Genomic DNA, 16227 nt, shown 5'->3' on the forward strand with positions numbered 1-16227 from the left:
AGACACAAATGATAAAGAAGCTAATAACTACACTAACATTAATATTAGGATTATCTCTTTCTGCTATAGGAATTATGCATGCCTATGCAGGAGAACCGACCGGAAACTACGCGGATTCTAAGTATAATTTTCGGTTTCTAAAAGGAAATCCTTATGACGAAACAAAATCCAGAACAAAATTTAATAAATCTTATTATTATATGTTTAATACAGAAAATAATACATCTTATGAAGCTTGGGCAAGATCTCACGGAAAAGATGTTTCAGGCGGGCACTATTATACAATTAAGAAAAACTACTATGGAAAAAAACTTTTATACAACTTGGCTGTTGAAAAGTCATTGTGGGGCTTGGGAACACCTTCTGTTACAATAGGTGCTAAGAAAAATGCGGCTGGTCATGCAAATGGTGTATGGAGTCCTGATTATGATCCAAACAGTCCTTGATGAGATTAAAAGACTAAATTTATGAAAAAATCATATGAAAGTCGGCGACTCAGGTTTTTCTGAGTCGCTTCTATATTTAATAAAAGTGAAAGAAGGAAATTTATGTTTTATTTGCTGCTATTGCGATTACTAAAACGACCGTCTTTTTATGTCTCATTGGCAATTGGAGCAGTTTTGGCCGTGGCCTATTTTGGGACAGAGGAAATGCCATTAAAAGAACATTTGGAACTAACTGGAGGGGTTTCTTTTACACCCTATACAAAATGGATGGGGATAGGTGGGATCTCCGATTATCCGGCACTTTACCTGTTCTTGCTCCCAATTCTGGCAACACTTCCATTGTCGGATCTTTACGCGAGAGATCGATCAACTGGGTTTATTCGTTTTTTAATGATTCGAGGAAAGCAGACACAATACTTTTTCAGTTTATTTTTCATTAATTTCTTAGCTGGAGTCGTGACAGCCATTTTTCCTCTATTGTTAAATATCTATTTGTCGTTTATGAAACTTCCAAATATAAAGCCTGATAGAGTAATTAACAATGAGATGCCCTTGGCATCTGATAATACCTTCTTTCCGGATTTATATTATACACATCCCTTTGTTCATATGATGTTATACGTAATTATCATTGGTATTTTTTCCGGCATGTTTGCAAGTGTAGCTTTAGGAGCGGGAATGTTTATCAAAAGATCATTTATAGTTTTACTTATACCCTTTGCAGGTTTATACATAATTAACATGCTGCTTTCAACGATTGGCCATCATGAAATGATTTCAACCAGCTTTTTGCAGGAACAGGCTACAGATGGTGTTAGTTTGATGAGCCTTATTTTACACTTAATCGTTGGGTTCATCTTAAGTCTTTTACTATACATTCTAGGAGTTAAGAAAAATGTTGTTCGTTAAGGAGCTTCGTTTGGTTTTAGTAGATATGCGTCGTCATAAATGGAGATTATGCCTTTGGTTCTTGTGTTTTTTGCTTTGTATAGTATATCTGGTAAAAGAAGGTATACCAAAAGAAGGTATAATGGGGCTGCCTCAGGCGCTTAATTTATTTTTCTCTTCCTATACTTTTGCTTTTCCGGTGTTGCCCCTGTTTTTAATGTTCTTTTCTTTCGGGATACTGCCTTTTTTTGATTCAGTCCGTTTTATTCGTTATCAAAAACGGGAGAGAGTATTTTTATCATTATTATCTCGTGTTTTTTGGGTTTGTTTAATGTTTACCATTCTGTATCTCGTTGGCGGAGTTCTTCTCGGCGGTTTTCTGTCTGGAAGATGGGATAATGTGTGGCTATCGCCAGAAGGAGCTCCTTATTTTTTATTTGGCAATAAATTACCTTTGGATCAATACTATTCATCGAATGTGATGATGATTAGATATATCATAACAAGCTTATTATTGTTTCATATGATTGGACTATTTGCAGTCGTTTGCTATGTCTTTATTAAGAAGTATATATACAGCTTTATCATTGTCACATCTGTGGTCATTCTTGATAAGATGCTCCATACTTACTTTGACTTTTCTTTAATTAATGACCCGCTTTCATTAGAAATGACATCTTGGCTGATACCCGGATTATTTCTAGAAATGATCTATTTAATTGGCGGTTTCGGGATAATATTTGCTGTAGTTCTCTATATATGTTTAATCAATCAAGATTATTTTAATGAATACAGCATCGATAATGAAAAAGAACTTTGATTGAGGTGAAGCTCGTGTCAGAAGAATATATTAAAGTTGAAAGTGTAAACAAAATTATAAAAAAGAACATTGTTCTTAAAAATATAAATTTATCTTTGAAAAAGGGAATGATATATGGATTTCGTGGACCGAATGGATCTGGAAAAACAATGTTGTTTCGTGTGTTAGCGGGATTAGTGAAACCAAGTGAAGGCAAAGTAATTATTGGTGGAAAGGAATTACACAAAAATATTTCTTTTCCTGAAAGTGTCGGAATACTAATTGAGTACCCTGGGTTTATCCCGGAATACACTGGTTTTGCAAACTTGAAATTGCTATCTATGATTCAAAATAAAATCAATGATCATGAAGTTTCTGCTGTAATCTCTCGTGTAGGTCTTGATCCAAATGACAAGCGAAAGTACAAAAAGTATTCACTCGGAATGAAACAGCGCTTGGGGATAGCTCAAGCGATCATGGAAAATCCGGAGTTGCTTATTTTGGATGAACCGACTAATGCTTTGGATGAAGAAGCAGTTAAAACAGTACACCAATTGCTATCATCATTAAAAAATGAAGGAAAAACAATTCTGGTTGCAAGCCATGATAGAGAAACGCTTCAAAAGATTTCTGATGTTATTTATGATATTGAGTCTGGGAAAATTGTTAAAGAAACTATGATCGATAAGGAAAAGAAAAATGACTAGAAAAAAAATTATTTTAATAACGGCCGTATTTTTTATCTTTTTCATTTTGATCAGCTCATTTCGCTACCAACAAGTGAATGGGGAGTACTCCAACTATAAAGTAACGGAAAAAAATGTTAACGCGAATGAAACGTTTGAGTTTCTAAAAATATCTCATACGTTTAGAAAAGCAGAGAAAATTAATAAAATTGATGAAATGAGAAATAAAGTAACAGAGTATCGTATCCCAATCGAATTAAAAAATACGACAAAAGATAAGCTTACACTCCACCCTGAATTTTACAGAATGATGAGAGGTGAGGAAGAAACTGAGACAATAGATTTTATTGATAATCAGACAGGAAAAAGAATTTTGGATTTAGAACCGCATCAATTATTAAATGGAACGGTAACTTTTACATTTTTAAATAATGGTGAGAATAAATATGAACCTGTAGATCTTCATATTATTGGAAGTGATGGAGTGTCAGTGCAAAAGTTTATTGTAAAAGTTTTTTAGCTTCATTAGTGGTATACTGTTATTAGGCTAAAGATAACGACAGCTCTATCTTTGCTGCCGTTACCTTTAGTATGCTATGCTCTTTTTTAAACAACTCCTCAATTTCCACGACAACATTCACAACTTTAACCATATTGTCGGCAGAATATATTCGTATTTGCGCTGTGGTAGTTTTCCCCTCCGATAAAGATATTCAGGCAAGGGGCCCCCATGTATGACAGCTGGGAGTCGTCCGTTCCGCCGCGAACTGGTTTGACGATAAGCTCGATAGACAATGTCAACGATCTCTTTGACCGGTTCGATTTTTTCTTTCATGTATTATATTGGTCATATATCACAATTTTTGCCCTTTTTGCGCCCTCAGTTCACCCAGCACATCTATGCCTATAACCCCTACCATCCCAATATTGACAACATAATATCTTCTGTATTTGTTCATGGCACGAAATAAGTGTAGGTATCCATTGTCCATTATTGTATTGCTGAAACATACCATCAATACAAGCATAAGTTCCATGCGGATAAAGTTACCTTTTATAATGATGCTTACAAGGATTCATTTAATTTACATTAAATTACTCGACCCTTCACATTACATTATTAAACATTACAGGTATGTGTTTATTCTATTCTTTGTGCTTATAAAGGAAATTTTAACCTGAATCTTAACCCATAATCACATGAATACAAATAGAGATGACAGGGTATTTATTTTTATTGAAGTGGTAAGGTATATATATGAACTCATTAAAGGAAAAAGGTGATCCCATGCCCACTAACAACAAATCTAATAGACTAATCAATGAGAAGTCCCCATATTTACTCCAACACGCCCACAACCCAGTAGATTGGTTCCCTTGGGGAGAAGAAGCCTTCGAAAAAGCAAAACGCGAAAACAAACCGGTTCTGGTCAGCATCGGTTATTCGACTTGCCATTGGTGTCAAGTTCGTATAGCTACACATTGTACAAGAAAAAAGTTATTTCTCAAGACGAGAAATAACTTTGCCACTTCCTATTAGTTTTAAAAAAACAGGAAGTGTTTCGTTCAATAATTTCAATGGTAGTAGGCATCCTCTAGATTTTTTCTTCCTACTTTTATTTCGGTTTAATGTGAATAATTAGGTCAAGTTCTACTTTGAAGGTTCTTTTCGTGAATTAGCTATTACCGTTTACTCAGTGACGGGTGCGAAAAATCTTTGCTGAATAGCTTGTTTCACCCACTCTGCGAATGGGGTGCCGGGTACAGCAGCTCGCATTTCGTTAATGACTTGATCAGGTTTGGGCAGTAATTCAGTATTTAATCCCACCCATTTGTACGAGTCGGCCAAGCCTCCTGCTGTTTCCTTTCCTAATACTAGAGCTAATGATTCTTCGAACGCTTCCACTGGGAGAGAGTAAAACTGTATCTCCTTTCAATGCAGTACTTAATTGCTCAGCCAGTTGATTTCCTGTCAGTGCATCAGGTCCTACGATAGGCAATGTCTGTCCTGCCAACTCTGGATGATTAAGCGTATATACTCCATAAGCAGCCGCATCTTCCATGCTAATCCCAAGCGATTGCAGAATCAGCTGGTACAGGATAAGCCAGTGTTTGATTGCCTACAACACCAGGAATAAGGAAATTTCCCATATAAAATGTAGGTTGAAGGCTGATAGACGGAATGCCACTTTGCGTCACATAAGCAATCAATTCTCTCTTAATCTCAAAGCCAGCGACACTTCGCCTTATCAATACGCACGGCCATTAAGTAATCGGAAATAAGCAAATTCATATCTTTGACATCTGTCGTCAAGCGTCGATGCAAGCGACGCTTGACGATTAGGACCCTGCATCTTGCTTAATTCTTGTAGATCACGGTCTTAGCCAATCTGTGCGCCGAGTTGCTGGACCAGCTTGAGATTTTCTTCGACGTGATACAACTCGGCGACCTTGCCGTCAACGATGCGGAAGATGTCCATACCCTTCAGAGCTACCGGCTTACCGGTAGCGGGGATACCCAAGAATTCTCCTGTGTGGGTTGCGGTCATCTCCCAATGAACGAACACCGTGCCGTCGGGAAGCTCATGGTAAAAAAGGATCCTGTGCACAATATCCGTGAATCCGGCGCGCACATTCTCAACCAATGCTCGCATGCCATCGATACCCGGTTCTTCGGGGTTAGAGGGGGTATGGTCGATAAAATCAGGAGAAAACACTTCCTCCACCTTTGCAACGTCGCCGACGTCGAACAACTCTATTTCGCGGAAAGCGACCTGTAACGGTGAGGGAGGTGTCGAGCGGACCAACTCGCTCACGGTTTTTGCTGTTGTTTCCATTGTTCATCATCCTTTCGTTTACTAAAAGTAATTTAATCGTTTACTAAGATTAATGTAACGATTATAGTTACATTGTAGATGTATAATACCAGATTTGTAAGTACGCACATTGGAGATATATACTATCCTAAAAGATACCTTAAAAAGGAGGGAAATATAGTGGATAAACAACACTCCCAATGCTCACCATGCCCGGTTGAACTTACGGTCAATATGATTGGAGGCAAATATAAGCTAGTCATTTTGTACCAGCTTGCGATTCATGAGGTTAGGCGATTCAATGAATTAAGAAGGGAATTACCCAATATTACACCGCGTACACTTACTCGCCAGCTACGTGAACTCGAAAGCGATGGGCTAATTAATCGACAAGTGTATCCTGAAATTCCACCCAAGGTAGAGTATTCGCTATCAGAGACCGGGAAGAGCCTTAATTCTATACTTCTTCAAATAGAGAATTGGGGTTTGAAGCATATCACAAATAACCCAAAGTAATGATAGGCAGTAACAAGTAGGAGTAGGTGTCTTAAAGGCTAATGAGCTATGTCCGAAAATAGCAGTTCTTTTAAAAAACATTTTTATAGATAGGTGGAGATAACAATGGCACTTGATCTTCAAACAAAATTAATATTAGACCAATTAGCAGCAATGAAAATGCCGCCCCCACTTGAGACTTTGACACCTGAACAAATAAGAATGGCTATACTAACATCAAATTCTGGTGAGCAAGAGGCAGTTGGAAAAATTGAAAATCGTACTATTCCAGGTCCCGGTGAAGAAATTCCTGTACGAGTTTATTATCCCAAAGAAAGCCAAACTAGTTATTCTGGACTTGTTTTTTTTCACGGAGGCGGCTGGGTAACGGGCAATATTGATTCCCATGATGATGTATGCCGGTCTCTTACTAATCTTTCCAACTGCGTAACCATATCTGTTGATTACAGGCTTGCTCCAGAAAATAAGTTTCCAGCAGGAGTTGAAAATGCATACGCATCTGCACAATATGTTTATGAACATGCTAAAGAATTTCAAGTTGATCCTTCCCGCATTGCAGTTGGGGGCGATAGCGCAGGTGGGAATCTCGCAGCTGTTGTATCAAACCTTGCAAAAGAAAGAGGTACAATTGAAATTTGTTGTCAATTGTTAATGTATCCAAGCACTGGAGCCGGCGTCACACCTCCGTTTAAATCAATGCACGAAAATGCTGAAGGTTATTTACTCACCTCAGCGCTTATAAACTGGTTTTTGGGGCATTACTTAAATAACGAAGAAGAAAAACAAAGCCCTTTAGTTTCACCAATGTTTTATGAAGATTTCAAAGGTTTGCCTCCCACCCTGGTCATCACTGCTGAATTCGATCCGCTACGTGATGAAGGGGAGGCCTATGCTAAGAAATTAGCTGAAGTTGGTGTAGAGGTAGAGTGTATCCGTTATGACGGAACAATTCACGGCTTTGTATCAATGTCCAAAATGATTGACAAAGGTAAAGAAGCATTGGTGAAATCAGGAGAATGGTTAGTGGAATATTTTAATAAATAATTGGGCCCGCCAAGATTTTGTAGTAAAGATAACATGATTTATGAGTTGTTCAAAGTAGCTCCAACTGGTAGAACCTTGGAATTAATGCATGTTGAGTTCGACGACCAAGGAGATACCTGGCATCGATTTGTCAATTTCGAGCGTGGCTCTACTTTCGCTTGTCCGGCTTGTGGCAGCGAGAGCAAAGCTTATGATTATGTAGAACAAATTTAGAGTCAGCATGTGCAGAACAATCCTAAATAGTGAAGGAAGTAGTAGAACAAACTTAACAATTTTTTCCATGCACTCTTCGAGTTGACTTTAATCGAACGAACGTTTATTATTGGCGCATGAGATATAAAGACGAAAACAAAAACGAGAATATTTTTAATGCGACTATCCAACTTATAAATGAAATTGGTCTTGCTGAGACTTCTATGTCGAAGATTGCCAAGAAGGCTAAAGTGTCTGCTTCAACAATTTATGTTTATTTCGAAAATAAGGAGGATCTACTTAACAAATTATATTTACATGTTAAGAATATGATGACTGAGGCAATTTTTAATACTTTTGATGCTTCGCTACCACTACAAGAGGCATTTGAAGACTCTTTAAGAAAATTTGTTGATTTTACTTTGGCTAATAAGGATTACTTTTTATTTATAGAGCAGTTTCAAAATTCACCACTGCTCAACAAAATATCTCGTGATGAAATCACGGACATGTGTGAGCCTCTCTATAGTTTATTTGAGAAAGGAAAAAAACAATGTGTGTTCAAACAAGTTGATACAAACCTGTTGAGTATTTTTACTCTCCAACCAGTGATGCAATTTGTTAAGGAACATTTTAATGGGACATGTACTATAAATGAGGCTAATTTAAACAAAGTTATTCAAATGAGTTGGGATGCAATAAAAGCTTAAGAGCCAATCCGACTTTTAAATAGAGGGAGAAAGCAGTAATAACAAAGGTTATTAAAAAAATACTCCCTCTGAATATGAATGAGTTGACGATAATCGAACGATCGTTTATTATAGGGGTTATCAAGTTTAGTCAGATGTTCAAGATTGTTTTTTTAAAACATAAATGAACGAACGTTCTTTTATTTTAAAATTAATAAATTATAACGAATATCTAAGGAAGAGGAACTTTAGGTGTAATGAATCTTTAGTTTAAAGAAGGTTAAGACAGGCAAGGAATCATTTTTTTTGCAGAATAAATGAACGAACGATCGATTAATTTGAAAGGGGTGATGAAGAAAAAAGAAAAACTGGCTATGCTTTTATAAAATAAAACAAACTACAACATAAGATAAATAATTACTTAAGAAAGAGGTTAAAACATGAACGAAAAATATAACAATTTATTTGAAACATTCACATTTAAAAATGGAGTTACTCTTAAAAATAGAGTCGTTATGGCACCGATGACAACTTGGTCAAGTAATGATGATTACACAGTTTCAGATGAAGAATTAACTTATTACCAAAAAAGAGTCAACGGAGTAGGACTCGTTATAACTGGTTGTACTCATGTTCAGCCAAACGGAATTGGTTTTACGAATGAATTTGCAGCTTATGACGATAAATTTATTCCAAGTTTACGAAAATTAGCTGAAGCTGCGAAAAGTGGTGGAGCTCCGGCGATTCTTCAAATTTTCCATGGAGGGAACAAAGCACTACCGGATTTAACCCCAGATGGAGAAGTGGTTAGTTCCAGTGCCTTGGCAACTGAAGCTTCTGACTTTGCTCCTTCGGTATTACCTAGAGAGCTTTCACATGATGAAATACTTGAAGTGATTCATGCCTTTGGAGAAACAACAAGAAGAGCCATTGAAGCAGGTTTCAACGGTGTTGAGCTTCATGGGGCTCATGGATTTTTAATGCAAAACTTCTTCTCACCTTTCTTCAATAGACGAGAAGACCAATGGGGAGGATCATTAGAAAACCGCATGAAATTCCCACTGGCCATTGTTCAAGAAGTGAAAAAGGTGATAGATAAGCATGCAACTAAACCGTTTATTTTAGGATACAGAATCTCTCCTGACGAACCTCAAGAAGGCGGTTTGAGAATGAAGGATACCTATGCACTGATTGAACGTCTGATTGAAGAGGATATTGATTATATACATGCTTCATTGAAGGATGCTCTTTCTTCAAAGCCAATCGACAGTCAAGATGACAAAACATATCTTGAGTTAATTGTTGACCATGTAAACGGCCGAGTTCCTGTACTGGCTGCTGGTTCTATGGTAACTCCGGATGATGTTAAAACTGCATTAGATAAGGGGCTAACCTTAGCAGCGATTGGGCACGCGTTAATTATGAATCCAGACTGGATAGAAAAAGTTCAGAATGGAAACGAAGCTGAAATTAAGACAGCAATTAGGAAGTCAAAAGTAAGCGAGCTTGAGCTTCCGGAAAAACTTTGGACTGCCATTCAAGCTTCAGGTTCATGGTTTAAGATTGAAGAATAATTTTACCCACAATTAATGATGAAGAACAAAAGATGTTGACTGGGCAGATGTTTTAGTGAGCAACGTCTTTTGTTCTTCCTTTTCATACCATCAATAAATCTTATCGAAAATTTGCCATATAAAAAAAGCCCTCAGATCTAGGACTTTACGACTCTGCCCCTAGTTATACGCGCTGGTACTGGGCCGAAATGGAAGTACGCATTCATCTTGTTTTTTTATGACTTGTATGTGGTGCCATGTCATGGCCCACGAAAGCTTTGAGGACGAAGAAATTGCACGCCTTCTCAATGAACGGTTTGTGGCGATTAAAGTTGACCGGGAAGAGCGGCCGGATGTGGATTCTGTTTATATGAGAATCTGCCAGCTGATGACCGGGCAGGGCGGCTGGCCTTTGAATGTGTTTATCACGCCTGATCAGAAGCCGTTTTATGCGGGTACATATTTTCCAAAGACGAGTAAATTCAATCGTCCCGGTTTCGTTGATGTCCTTGAGCATCTGTCTGAGACGTTTGCAAACGACCGCGAGCATGTCGAGGATATTGCCGAGAACGCCGCTAAACATTTGCAGACCAAAACAGCTGCAAAATCAGGCGAAGGCCTTAGCGAGTCAGCAATTCACCGGACATTCCAGCAGCTTGCCAACGGGTTTGATACAATCTACGGCGGCTTCGGACAGGCTCCAAAATTTCCGATGCCCCATATGCTGATGTATTTGCTTCGTTATCACCACAATACGGGGCAGGAGAATGCTCTATACAACGTCACGAAAACGCTGGACAGCATGGCGAATGGCGGCATTTACGATCATATCGGCTATGGATTCGCCCGTTACTCGACCGATGACGAGTGGCTCGTTCCCCACTTTGAAAAAATGCTGTACGACAATGCGCTGCTGCTGACCGCTTATGCAGAAGCCTATCAGGTTACACAAAACAGCCGGTATCAAGAGATTTGCGAGCAGATCATTACGTTCATTCAGCGGGAAATGACCCATGAAGACGGAAGCTTTTTCTCCGCTTTAGACGCGGACACTGAAGGAGAAGAAGGAAAATACTACGTGTGGTCAAAGGAAGAGATCCTGAAAACGCTCGGAGACGATCTCGGAACGCTGTATTGCCAAGTGTATGACATCACCGAAAAAGGGAATTTTGAAGGCAAAAATATTCCGAATCTCATTCACACAAAGCGTGAACAAATCAAAGCGGATGCCGGGTTAACCGAGGAAGAGCTCAGCCTCAAGCTCGAGGACGCAAGACAACAGCTCTTGAAAACACGCGAAGAAAGAACCTATCCGCACGTCGATGATAAAGTGCTGACCTCATGGAACGCGTTGATGATCGCGGGTCTCGCCAAAGCGGCAAAGGTATACCAGGAACCGAAATATCTCAGCTTAGCGGAAGATGCCATCACATTTATTGAAAACAAATTAATCATCGACGGCCGTGTGATGGTCCGATATCGTGACGGCGAAGTGAAAAACAAAGGCTTCATCGACGATTACGCTTTTCTCCTATGGGCTTATTTGGATCTCTATGAAGCTTCGTTTGATCTTGCTTATTTAGAAAAAGCGAAGAATCTGACAGACGATATGGTCGGCTTATTTTGGGATGAGGAGCATGGCGGATTCTATTTCACCGGTCACGATGCAGAAGCCTTAATCGTCCGGGAAAAAGAAGTGTACGACGGCGCCGTGCCTTCCGGAAACAGCGTGGCAGCCGTTCAGCTGCTGCGCCTCGGACAAGTCACAGGGGACTTATCACTGATTGAAAAAGCAGAAACGATGTTTTCTGTATTCAAGCCGGATATTGATGCGTATCCGAGCGGCCATGCTTTCTTTATGCAAAGTGTGTTAAAGCATGTAACGCCTAAAAAAGAAATCGTTATTTTTGGCAGCCCAGACGATCCAGACAGAAAACATTTGATAACTGCGCTTCAAAAAGCCTTTAAGCCCAATGACTCCATTCTGGTAGCAGAGCATCCTGATCAATGCAAAGACATAGCACCATTCGCAGCGGATTACCGCATCATAGAAGGCAAAACAACCGTGTATATTTGCGAAAACTTCGCCTGCCAGCAGCCGACAACAAATATCGATGAAGCCATCCAAACGTTAATAAGCAGCAGGGATTAAGACCCTTGCTGCTTACTTTGTGATTTCTTATGGTACCATAAAGCAATTCCCGCAAAAACAAGATTGACCGCTATCGTAAATAAAGCCTCCCACATCGGGTTCCCCCGCGTAACTGTAAATAAGGACGGAATTCCTCCATACACACTGTTTTTTTCTGTGATAAACATACACAAAAACATATTATTCGCGGCGTGGGCGCCAAGTGATATTTCAATACTGCCCGTTTTAATCGTGTAATAGGTCCACACAAAACCAAATGTTAAGTACTCAATTCCTGCCCAGACAGCGCCATTGTTCATTTCTGGATTCGCAAAATGTAATACGCCAAACAAGCCTCCGACAATCAATGTCAAGATAAGTGGATTTTTCGTTATTCTCCCGAAAGCTTGAAGCAAAAATCCCCTGAAAAATAGTTCTTCCGCTGATGTTTGAAACGGAACCAAAATGAGGGCCGCCGCTAGCAGCCATATAAACCGTGAAGCATCAACGTCTTGCATTGAATAGCTGCCAGGATGAATCGCAAAATCAATCAATTGTACGGCGATCATCAGCAGGAAATAAGCAATAAAGCCAAAGAAAATTCTCCGCCAATTGATCTTTGCATTTGGCGTAATGACCGTTCGAAATGGCCGTTTCAGAATAAAGCGGACAGCCAGCCATACTCCTGGAATCGCAAATAAATAAATGACATGAGACAAATAAAGATCTACGAGAGGATCACTCAGCACAGCTTCATCTAAATCAAACGTGATATCGGGATTCACAATAACCGTGAACAGTATAGCAAAAAGGTAAGCAATATTCCCAAATACATATAAACCTACCATCACCAAAAAGGCGAAAAAATATCTCCACAACGTATTGTTTCCTTCTATAGGACGGATAAATGAATTCATTCCTTCTATGTCTCTTCCTTTCAATGAGAATATTACTATATATTTGCATAAATTGGTCTGCGAATCTACTGTTTTGGAAATCTTTTAAGAAAAAAAGTGTGAATTTAGTTCTTCCATCTAGTGATTTGAACTCTGTCGCCAATGAATCAAGATACTTATAATATTCCCAAGAGGGGAGTTTTCAGTCTTTTCTTACTACTCAAAAGGGGGTTTTTTATGAATACGATCTTCAAACAGAAGAACACACATCCTTTCTCAAACGCAGCGAATCGTTTAGACCGCCTTCCGATTTCTCGCGTTCACTTCCAAGTATTAACCGCTCTCGGCATTGTTTATTTCTTCGATCTTGCAGATTTATTTACCCTCAGCAATGTAGCGCCGGCACTGATCGAGCATTGGGGCATCCCGCTTTCAACCATTGCCAATGTAACGGCAGCTTCGTTTTTAGGCATGTTTTTAGGCGCATCACTGGGTGGAAGGCTGTCCGATCGAATTGGCCGAAAAAAAGCCTTAAATCTATTTGTTTTTGTTTTCTCAATCGCATCGCTATGCAATGCCACGGCATGGGACATCCCGTCTTTAATGGCATTCCGTTTTCTTACCGGATTTGGTGTCGCAGCAGCCATGGTCATTACCAATAGCTATTTGGCGGAATTTTTCCCTTCCAGTGTCCGCGGGAAATATATTTCTTTCTGTGCCATGATTGGATTGATCGGCGTTCCGATCACCAATATTGTGTCTGCCTTTGTCATTCCGCTCGGTTCATGGGGATGGAGGCTTGTATTTGTATGGGGTGCCGTCGGCCTTATTTATTTTTTCTTTATCCGCCGTCTCGAAGAGTCACCCCGCTGGCACGAAAATCGCGGTGAATACGCGAAAGCAGATGCGATCCTTAACAGAATTGAGGCGCAGGTTGAACAAGAGAAAGGCCCGCTTCCGGCACCAGCTCAGCCCAAAACAAGCGGAACTGTTCAGCAGCATGCAGGTTACGCAGGGCTATTGAAAGGAAGAAACCTCAAAATCACCATCGTGTTATCTGCTGTATGGATTTTTGAAACGTTTGGATTTTACGGATTTGCCTCATGGGTTCCCAGCCTGTTAAAAAGCAATGGAGTCTCCATGGAAAATACATTGTGGTATAACGTATTACACTCCGTCGGCGCTCCGCTTGGCGCATTACTCGGTTCAATGATTTCTGAAACATTCCAGAGAAAATGGATCCTAGCTGCCAGCGCGTTTCTGACGGCTATTGCCGGACTCTTATATGGCATGACTTTTATTCCGATCATGATCATTGTGTTTGGTTTTATCGTGAATATCACAGAAAGAGTATTCACCTCGAACTTATACGCTTATACGTCTGAACCTTATCCGACTGAATACCGCTCGTCAGGCAGTGGTTTAGCATATGGCCTCGGCCGCTTTTCAAACATTTTCGGCTCATTGCTCGTCGGATTTATCGCCGTTCAGCTCGGCTATGTCAGCGTCTTTTTATTTATCGGCGGCTGCTGGCTCGCATGCTCCGTGCTATTAATCTGCTTCGGCCCTAACACTAATGCGAAACAGATTTAAAAAAAGTCAGTGCGGATCTGCCGCACTGATCTCATTACAATTCCTTCAACATCCTCGCCGGGTTTCCGCCTACAACAGTATTAGCAGGCACATCCTTAGTCACAACAGACCCCGATGCAATCACCGCGTTATCGCCGATCGTCACTCCTGGGTTAATCACTGCCCGGCCTCCGATCCAAACATGATCTCCAATTGTCACAGGCTTACCGAACTCCAGCCCGGACTTTCTATCAATCGGATCAAGAGGATGACCGGCCGTGTAGATATGTACCCCTGGCGCAATCAAACAGTGACGTCCGACACGCACCTCACACACGTCTAAAATGACACAATCAAAATTAACAAATGTATGGTCTCCAATATGAATGTGACAGCCATAATCACAGCGAAAAGTCGGCAAAATCGTGACTTGGTCACCAACAGAACCGAGCAGCTCCGTCAAAAGCCCCGTCCGCACTGCATCATCTTCTGGTGTTTCGTTATATTGTCTAATCAGCTGTCTCGCATGTTTGCGTTCTAGGAGTAGTTGTTGATCTTCCGGATTATATAATTCTCCGGCTGCCATTTTTTCTTTTTCTGTCATTCAAGTCACTCCAGATGTCAGATTGTAATCTCAATCAAATTTCCTTCATCATCTTCAATCACACTTTCATAGTAGCCGTCCCCTGTTGTCCGAGGGCCGTTTACTACTGCGTAACCATCCTTTTTCAATCGAGCAGTCAGTTCATCTACCTTCTCCCGGCTTCCAACGGAAAAGGCAATATGGGCCCAGCCTGTCATCGTTTGTGAAGGCGGATCAGTCACATTTCCTTTTTTCATAATTTCCAGCCTTGCTCCGGAATCAAACGTAATAAAATAAGACTTAAAATCTTTTTTCTCATTATGATACAAATCATTCGCATTGCCATTAAAATACGTTTCATAAAAAGCCTTCATTCGCTCTAAATCTTTGACCCAGATCGCTGTATGTTCAATCCGCATTTCTTCCTCCTCCTTCACCTTCAATGAAGTTATAAAGTATGAAATGCATTTCAGTTCAAGCTTTTTTCTCGAATTGATGCTGAATTTTGATATCAATGGGTTCATCCTGCAAAAATAGAGAAAATGCTGCGATGCCGAGCTGCTCAAGATTCAAATCAAGCGATGGAAAACCGAGAACACGGCTGATAGAAGAATTCCCCTCGCCAATGATTTCAACATCCCACTTATTCTTTTGGGCAAATACATGAATTCCAGCTGCCACTTCATCACTATTTGCATAAATAGCAGTCGGAACCTGCCCGCTCATATAAAAGTGCTCAGCTGCCCGCTCACCGTCATTCATATCATTGCAACCAGACAGCATATGACGGTCTTCCAGCCTCCCACAGACGGCTTTATAGGCCGCTGCCTTATCAGCCGTGCTCGGACTCCTGTCGGCTTCTCTGACGCACGTAAAAGCGATATTCTCATGTCCGCGGTTCTTTAGATAGCGGAAACTATCTGCATAAGCAGCTTTTCTGTCATTGTACGCACATGGAACATCAATGTCTCCGGTATCCTCACATGCGATGATCGGCCCATACTCCTGATAAGCGATAATGCTGTCCCAGTCATTTGCCCGGGATGTAATAATGAGACCGTCTATTTTCTTCGTTCTTAACAGCTCTAGATATTTGATTTCAATAGCGGGGTTATAATTGGTGGGGAGGAGGGTCGTTGCATACTCATGCTGAAAAGCCGCCTTGGTGATCCCGTTTATGATTTTATCAAAGCAGGGATGATCGCTATAAGGCAGAATCACACCGACTGTATGGGTTTTCCCGCGAATGAGATCGATTGCGGTTCGATTTGGTGTGTAATCTAATTCCTTCATCACTTGATGAACAAGCTTTCTCTTTTCTTCAGACACATATGGATGATGATTTAATACACGCGAAACAGTCGAAACAGATACATTTGCCAGTCTTGCAATCTCTTTTATGTTTGCCATCTCTTT

16 protein-coding genes and 3 pseudogenes are annotated in these 16227 nt (G+C 40.2%); 12 read left to right on the forward strand and 7 right to left on the reverse strand.

From position 1 onward, the window contains the following. Positions 1-8 precede the first annotated feature (8 nt). From M0696_RS20805 to M0696_RS20825, 5 genes are all read left to right on the forward strand, one after another. Positions 9-446: a hypothetical protein gene (locus tag M0696_RS20805; RefSeq protein ID WP_166846153.1), complete on the forward strand. Its 438-nt coding sequence runs from the start codon at positions 9-11 to the stop codon at positions 444-446. A gap of 102 nt (positions 447-548) precedes the next feature. Then, a complete protein-coding gene (locus tag M0696_RS20810) occupies positions 549-1355 on the forward strand; it encodes a hypothetical protein (RefSeq protein WP_166846150.1) in 807 nt (268 codons plus the stop codon). After that, a complete protein-coding gene (locus M0696_RS20815) occupies positions 1342-2154 on the forward strand; it encodes a hypothetical protein (RefSeq protein ID WP_166846148.1) in 813 nt (270 codons plus the stop codon). Before M0696_RS20810 ends, M0696_RS20815 begins: the two co-directional genes overlap by 14 nt. Before the next feature lie 14 nt (positions 2155-2168). After that, on the forward strand, positions 2169-2840 hold the full coding sequence (locus M0696_RS20820; protein ID WP_166846145.1) for an ATP-binding cassette domain-containing protein: 672 nt from the start codon (positions 2169-2171) through the stop codon (positions 2838-2840). Then, complete coding sequence (locus M0696_RS20825) at positions 2833-3339, forward strand: hypothetical protein (protein WP_166846143.1); 507 nt, start codon at positions 2833-2835, stop codon at positions 3337-3339. The genes M0696_RS20820 and M0696_RS20825 overlap by 8 nt, the downstream gene beginning before the upstream one ends. A 22-nt stretch (positions 3340-3361) precedes the next feature. On the opposite strand, the pseudogene M0696_RS20830 reads toward M0696_RS20825, so the two are convergent. Continuing rightward, positions 3362-3654 (reverse strand): annotated as a pseudogene (locus M0696_RS20830) (hypothetical protein); the annotation flags it as partial. Between the two features lie 453 nt (positions 3655-4107). On the opposite strand from M0696_RS20830, the pseudogene M0696_RS20835 reads away from it, so the two are divergent. Continuing rightward, positions 4108-4287, forward strand: a pseudogene (locus M0696_RS20835) (DUF255 domain-containing protein); the annotation flags it as partial. Between the two features lie 222 nt (positions 4288-4509). Here the strand turns inward: M0696_RS20835 and M0696_RS20840 are convergent. Together M0696_RS20840 and M0696_RS20845 are read right to left on the reverse strand one after the other, a co-directional pair. Beyond that, positions 4510-4668 carry a hypothetical protein gene (locus M0696_RS20840; RefSeq protein ID WP_229148191.1) on the reverse strand — a complete coding sequence of 53 codons (159 nt, stop codon included), beginning with the start codon at positions 4666-4668 and terminating at the stop codon, positions 4510-4512. Between the two features lie 532 nt (positions 4669-5200). Next, on the reverse strand, positions 5201-5656 hold the full coding sequence (locus M0696_RS20845; protein WP_229148190.1) for an ester cyclase: 456 nt from the start codon (positions 5654-5656) through the stop codon (positions 5201-5203). Positions 5657-5815: 159 nt separating this feature from the next. Between M0696_RS20845 and M0696_RS20850 the strand changes: the two genes are divergently transcribed. From M0696_RS20850 to M0696_RS20870, 5 genes and pseudogenes are all read left to right on the forward strand, one after another. Continuing rightward, a complete protein-coding gene (locus tag M0696_RS20850) occupies positions 5816-6151 on the forward strand; it encodes a winged helix-turn-helix transcriptional regulator (protein WP_229148189.1) in 336 nt (111 codons plus the stop codon). Positions 6152-6256: 105 nt separating this feature from the next. Continuing rightward, on the forward strand, positions 6257-7195 hold the full coding sequence (locus tag M0696_RS20855; RefSeq protein WP_248602359.1) for an alpha/beta hydrolase: 939 nt from the start codon (positions 6257-6259) through the stop codon (positions 7193-7195). Between the two features lie 329 nt (positions 7196-7524). Next, positions 7525-8097 carry a TetR/AcrR family transcriptional regulator gene (locus M0696_RS20860; RefSeq protein WP_161476532.1) on the forward strand — a complete coding sequence of 191 codons (573 nt, stop codon included), beginning with the start codon at positions 7525-7527 and terminating at the stop codon, positions 8095-8097. 419 nt (positions 8098-8516) lie between these two features. Next, positions 8517-9650, forward strand: a complete 1134-nt coding sequence (locus M0696_RS20865) for an NADH-dependent flavin oxidoreductase (protein ID WP_229148187.1) — start codon at positions 8517-8519, stop codon at positions 9648-9650. A 214-nt stretch (positions 9651-9864) separates the two neighbouring features. Further along, positions 9865-11781: pseudogene (locus M0696_RS20870) on the forward strand (thioredoxin domain-containing protein); the annotation flags it as partial. Here M0696_RS20870 and M0696_RS20875 read toward each other — a convergent pair. After that, entirely contained in the window at positions 11778-12677 is a 900-nt protein-coding gene (locus M0696_RS20875; RefSeq protein ID WP_166846140.1) for a CPBP family intramembrane glutamic endopeptidase, read from the reverse strand. The pseudogene M0696_RS20870 and the gene M0696_RS20875 overlap by 4 nt on opposite strands. 216 nt (positions 12678-12893) lie before the next feature. On the opposite strand from M0696_RS20875, the gene M0696_RS20880 reads away from it, so the two are divergent. Beyond that, positions 12894-14249 (forward strand): MFS transporter, encoded by a 1356-nt coding sequence (locus tag M0696_RS20880; protein ID WP_166846137.1) that lies wholly within the window; start codon positions 12894-12896, stop codon positions 14247-14249. A 34-nt stretch (positions 14250-14283) separates the two neighbouring features. Here the strand turns inward: M0696_RS20880 and M0696_RS20885 are convergent, their stop codons facing one another. Genes M0696_RS20885 through ccpB form a run of 3 tightly spaced genes read right to left on the reverse strand, consistent with a single transcriptional unit; the run spans position 14284 to position 16221 of the window. Next, positions 14284-14832, reverse strand: coding sequence for a sugar O-acetyltransferase (locus tag M0696_RS20885; RefSeq protein WP_222142434.1), 549 nt, complete (start codon positions 14830-14832; stop codon positions 14284-14286). A 17-nt stretch (positions 14833-14849) separates the two neighbouring features. Next, positions 14850-15230: a VOC family protein gene (locus tag M0696_RS20890; protein WP_166846131.1), complete on the reverse strand. Its 381-nt coding sequence runs from the start codon at positions 15228-15230 to the stop codon at positions 14850-14852. 55 nt (positions 15231-15285) lie between these two features. Further along, positions 15286-16221 (reverse strand): transcriptional regulator CcpB, encoded by a 936-nt coding sequence (gene ccpB / locus M0696_RS20895; protein WP_222142435.1) that lies wholly within the window; start codon positions 16219-16221, stop codon positions 15286-15288. Between the last annotated feature and the right edge of the window lie 6 nt (positions 16222-16227).

It is taken from the genome of Bacillus rugosus (assembly GCF_023238245.1).
In the GTDB taxonomy this organism is placed as follows: domain Bacteria; phylum Bacillota; class Bacilli; order Bacillales; family Bacillaceae; genus Bacillus; species Bacillus rugosus.

Excerpts from the sequence above, each read along its gene's own strand:
- M0696_RS20805 (WP_166846153.1), top strand. The coding sequence starts at position 9 with ATGATAAAGAAGCTAATAACTACACTAACATTAATATTAGGATTATCT.
- M0696_RS20810 (WP_166846150.1), top strand. The coding sequence starts at position 549 with ATGTTTTATTTGCTGCTATTGCGATTACTAAAACGACCGTCTTTTTAT.
- M0696_RS20815 (WP_166846148.1), top strand. The coding sequence starts at position 1,342 with ATGTTGTTCGTTAAGGAGCTTCGTTTGGTTTTAGTAGATATGCGTCGT.
- M0696_RS20825 (WP_166846143.1), top strand. The coding sequence starts at position 2,833 with ATGACTAGAAAAAAAATTATTTTAATAACGGCCGTATTTTTTATCTTT.
- M0696_RS20845 (WP_229148190.1), bottom strand. The coding sequence starts at position 5,656 with ATGGAAACAACAGCAAAAACCGTGAGCGAGTTGGTCCGCTCGACACCT.
- M0696_RS20855 (WP_248602359.1), top strand. The coding sequence starts at position 6,257 with ATGGCACTTGATCTTCAAACAAAATTAATATTAGACCAATTAGCAGCA.
- M0696_RS20860 (WP_161476532.1), top strand. The coding sequence starts at position 7,525 with ATGAGATATAAAGACGAAAACAAAAACGAGAATATTTTTAATGCGACT.
- M0696_RS20865 (WP_229148187.1), top strand. The coding sequence starts at position 8,517 with ATGAACGAAAAATATAACAATTTATTTGAAACATTCACATTTAAAAAT.
- M0696_RS20875 (WP_166846140.1), bottom strand. The coding sequence starts at position 12,677 with ATGAATTCATTTATCCGTCCTATAGAAGGAAACAATACGTTGTGGAGA.
- M0696_RS20880 (WP_166846137.1), top strand. The coding sequence starts at position 12,894 with ATGAATACGATCTTCAAACAGAAGAACACACATCCTTTCTCAAACGCA.
- M0696_RS20885 (WP_222142434.1), bottom strand. The coding sequence starts at position 14,832 with ATGACAGAAAAAGAAAAAATGGCAGCCGGAGAATTATATAATCCGGAA.
- M0696_RS20890 (WP_166846131.1), bottom strand. The coding sequence starts at position 15,230 with ATGCGGATTGAACATACAGCGATCTGGGTCAAAGATTTAGAGCGAATG.
- ccpB (WP_222142435.1), bottom strand. The coding sequence starts at position 16,221 with ATGGCAAACATAAAAGAGATTGCAAGACTGGCAAATGTATCTGTTTCG.